Annotated in this window: 3 protein-coding genes; 2 read left to right on the top strand and 1 reads right to left on the bottom strand. The window is 70.4% G+C overall.

The features are described 5' to 3' along the window. Nucleotides 1-249 precede the first annotated feature (249 nt). Entirely contained in the window at nucleotides 250-1,599 is a 1,350-nt protein-coding gene (locus ACFQ36_RS21950) for a DUF4032 domain-containing protein (protein ID WP_377017560.1), read from the top strand. A gap of 100 nt (nucleotides 1,600-1,699) precedes the next feature. Here the strand turns inward: ACFQ36_RS21950 and ACFQ36_RS21945 are convergent, their stop codons facing one another. Continuing rightward, nucleotides 1,700-2,320, bottom strand: a complete 621-nt coding sequence (locus ACFQ36_RS21945) for a class I SAM-dependent methyltransferase (RefSeq protein WP_377017558.1) — start codon at nucleotides 2,318-2,320, stop codon at nucleotides 1,700-1,702. A 193-nt stretch (nucleotides 2,321-2,513) separates the two neighbouring features. On the opposite strand from ACFQ36_RS21945, the gene ACFQ36_RS21940 reads away from it, so the two are divergent. Then, nucleotides 2,514-2,813: a DUF4193 domain-containing protein gene (locus ACFQ36_RS21940; RefSeq protein WP_377017551.1), complete on the top strand. Its 300-nt coding sequence runs from the start codon at nucleotides 2,514-2,516 to the stop codon at nucleotides 2,811-2,813. The last annotated feature ends 95 nt before the right edge of the window (nucleotides 2,814-2,908 follow it).

Raw genomic sequence — 2,908 nt, 5'->3', positions numbered from 1 at the left:
GGTGCGGCTCGCCGCCCGGGTGGATGCCCGGCGGCCGCCGGAGCCAGGCACCACGGTGCGGCTGCTGCCGCGGGCGGACCGGGTGCACCTCTTCGACCCCCGCACCGGCCTGCGCCTCGGCTGACCCCGGCAACATGGGGCAGCCATTGCGCCTCGCCGGGGTAAAGCGGGCAGCAGTTGTCGTCGCTTGACAATAATTGCCCGCCGGCACGGCGGACCTCCGGAGCCGCCCGTCTAGGATGGGAACCGATGAAGAACGGCCCCGCCGCGAACTGGCATGACGAGCCCACCGACTTCGGCCAGATGGGCAGGCTCCCGCGCGGCTTCGACATGCCGCCGGCCATCGGGGCGCTGAACATCACCTCGGCCACCACGGACGAGCAGCTGCTGGACCTGCCCTGGCATCTGGCGCTCGAGCAGTGGCCGGTGGCCAGCCTGGCCGTGCTCCCCCGCGGGCTCTCCCGGCACATTGTCCGCTTTGCGCACCTGTCCGGTTCGGTCATCGCGGTCAAGGAGACCGGCGAGCATGCGGCCCGCCACGAGTATCACATGCTGCGCAAGCTCCAGCGCCTGGACGTGCCCTGCGTGGAGCCGCTGGCGGTGATCACCGGCCGCCGCACGCCCGGGGGCGCGGAGCTGGATCCGGTGCTGGTCACCCGGCACCTGCGGTTCTCCCTGCCCTACCGGGCGCTGTTCTCCCAGACCCTGCGCGAGCAGACCCTCACCCGCCTGATCGATGCGCAGGCCCTGCTGCTGGTCCGGCTGCACCTGGCGGGCTTCTACTGGGGCGATGTGTCCTTGTCCAATACCCTCTTCCGCCGCGACGCCGGGGCCTTCGCCGCCTACCTGGTGGACGCGGAAACCGGCGAGCTCTACCCGGAGCTGTCCACCGGCCAGCGCGAATACGACCTCGAAATAGCCCGGGTGAACATCGCCGGAGAGCTGATGGACCTGCACGAAGGCGGGCTGATCGAGGAAAAGATCGATCCGCTGGCCACCAGCGAGCGCATCATGGACATCTACCGCAAGCTCTGGGCGGAGCTGACCGCGCAGGAATCCTTCGACCTGGGTGAGCGCTGGCGGGTCAATGCGCGCATCCGCCGGCTCAATGAGCTCGGCTTCGACGTCGAGGAGTTCACCATCAAGACCACGGCCGACGGCTCCGCTATCCAGCTGCAGCCCAAGGTCGTCGATGCCGGCCACCACCAGCGCCGGCTGCTCGAGCTGACCGGCATTGATGCCGAGGAGAACCAGGCGCGGCGGCTGCTCAACGACATGGACGCCTACCGCGCGGACAACCATCCGGACCTGGACCAGGAGTTCAGCGCGCATTCCTGGGTCCGGCATGTCTTCGAACCGGTGGTGCGTGCCATCCCGCGCGAGCTGCAGGGCAAACTGGAGCCGGCCGAGGTGGTGCACCAGCTGCTCGAGCACCGCTGGTACCTCTCCGAAGACCAGAAGCGCAACGTGCCCCTGGCCGAGGCGGTCCAGTCCTACATCGACACCGTGCTGCGCCACCGCCGGGACGAGGCCGCCATCCTGCTGCAGGAGGATGTCCGCAGCCCGGACGCGGCAGAGCCCGGAGCCGTGGCCGGATAGAGCCCGGCCGGCCCGTCCCGGCGGCGCATCGCCACCCCGTGCCGGCCGGTTTTTGCCGCCACGCCGCATCTATCGGCCGGTTTTTCTCCGGCAGCTGCAGCTACTGAGCGGTTTCCGCCGAGCGGGAGAAGACGGCAACCAGGAAGTCCGAGTCCGGCCGGAACGGGCGCAGGTCCCAGGTGGCCAGCGTCAAGTCCGCCGCCAGTCCCGCCGCCGCGGCGTCGTCCAGGAACGTCCCGAAATCGTAGCCGCGGCCGGCGCCGAACCCGGTCACCAGCCGGCCGTCCGGGCGCAGGTGCGCCGCCAGCCGCGCCAGGACCGCCTGCTGCGTCCCGGGAGCCAGGAAGGTCAGCACGTTGCCGGCGCTGACGATCAGGTCGAAGCCTTCCGCGATGCCGCCTGCCGGCAGGTCGAATTCGGCCAGGTCCCCGACCAGCCAGGTGACGTCCGGGTGGTCCTTGCGTGCGGCGTCGATCAGTTCCGGGTCGACGTCCACGCCCACCACGTCATGCCCGCGGGCGGCCAGCGCCCCGCCCACCCGCCCGGGCCCGCAGCCGGCGTCGAGGATCCGGCTGCCGCGCGCCGCCATCGCGTCGATCAGCCGCGCCTCGCCGTCGAGGTCCGCTCCTTCGCGCCGCATTGCCTCGAAGCGGTTGATGTACCAGGCCGAATGGCCGGGGTTCTTGCGCTTCTGCGCCTCCCACAAGGTTTCTTTTCGCACAGCCCCAGCCTACGCCCGCCGGAGCCCGCCCGCTGCGGCGGGCACCGAGGGCGCCAATGTGCCGAGGGCGCCAATGTGCCGAAAAACACTGTCTGACTCCCGGCTTTTCGGACCGGAACGGCCCTGGCCGTGGGCTATGATGGGGCGCTGCAATACCGAATTTCCGCCGAAGCATCAGGAGTTTACAACCCTCATGGCAACCGATTACGACGCGCCGCGCAATAAGGACGACGAGCAGGGACACGAGTCGCTGGAGGCGCTGAAGTCCCAGCGCGGCGGGGCGCAGACCGCCCTGATCGATGTCGAAGACGGCGATACCGCCGAAGGTATCGACCTGCCCGGCGCAGACCTTTCGGGCGAGGAACTGGTGGTCCAGGTCGTCCCGCCGCGCGAGGACGAATTCACCTGCTCCTCCTGCTTCCTGGTCCGCCACCGCTCCCAGATTGCGCGCGAGGGCAAGGGCGGCCTGTACTGCCGCGACTGCGAAGGCTAGGGTTCACGCCCCTGCAGCGCCGTGGCCGGCCAGAGCACTTCGGTGTCCGGCCACGGTGCGGCGCCGCGGGCCGGCCGCCGGCGCGCGGCCCCGCC

This window comes from Arthrobacter sp. GCM10027362, assembly GCF_042679445.1.
In the GTDB taxonomy this organism is placed as follows: Bacteria; Actinomycetota; Actinomycetes; order Actinomycetales; family Micrococcaceae; genus Crystallibacter.
This window is presented reverse-complemented; position numbering and strand designations above follow the sequence as displayed.

What these genes read in the sequence shown, in the direction of transcription:
- ACFQ36_RS21950 (WP_377017560.1), top strand. Translation starts at nt 250, where the DNA reads ATGAAGAACGGCCCCGCCGCGAACTGGCATGACGAGCCCACCGACTTC.
- ACFQ36_RS21940 (WP_377017551.1), top strand. Translation starts at nt 2,514, where the DNA reads ATGGCAACCGATTACGACGCGCCGCGCAATAAGGACGACGAGCAGGGA.